Source organism: Alkalihalophilus lindianensis (assembly GCF_032843265.1).
Lineage (GTDB): Bacteria > Bacillota > Bacilli > Bacillales > Bacillaceae_D > Alkalihalophilus > Alkalihalophilus lindianensis.
The window spans coordinates 1-264 of record NZ_JAWJBA010000459.1 but is presented as its reverse complement, the minus strand read 5'-3'; the positions used below and the strand labels follow the sequence as shown (position 1 = coordinate 264).

General features: G+C 47.0%; 1 pseudogene. It reads right to left on the bottom strand.

What is annotated here, in order from left to right:
• A pseudogene (locus RYX56_RS23020) lies at positions 1-264 on the bottom strand (excinuclease ABC subunit B); the annotation flags it as partial.

The window sequence follows — 264 nt, the reverse complement described above, 5'->3', positions numbered from 1 at the left end:
ATATTATGGATATGTTTCTCAAACTCATCAAACGTTAGCGGCCGATTATCGAGTGCTGACGGCAGGCGGAAGCCATGCTCCACCAGGACTTCCTTACGGGCTTTGTCACCGTTAAACATCCCGCGAATTTGCGGCAGAGTCACATGTGATTCATCGATGACGATTAGGAAATCGTCTGGAAAATAGTCTAATAAGGTATACGGTGTCGAGCCAGCCGGTCTTAACGTCAAATGGCGCGAGTAATTTTCAATTCCTGAGCAGAAG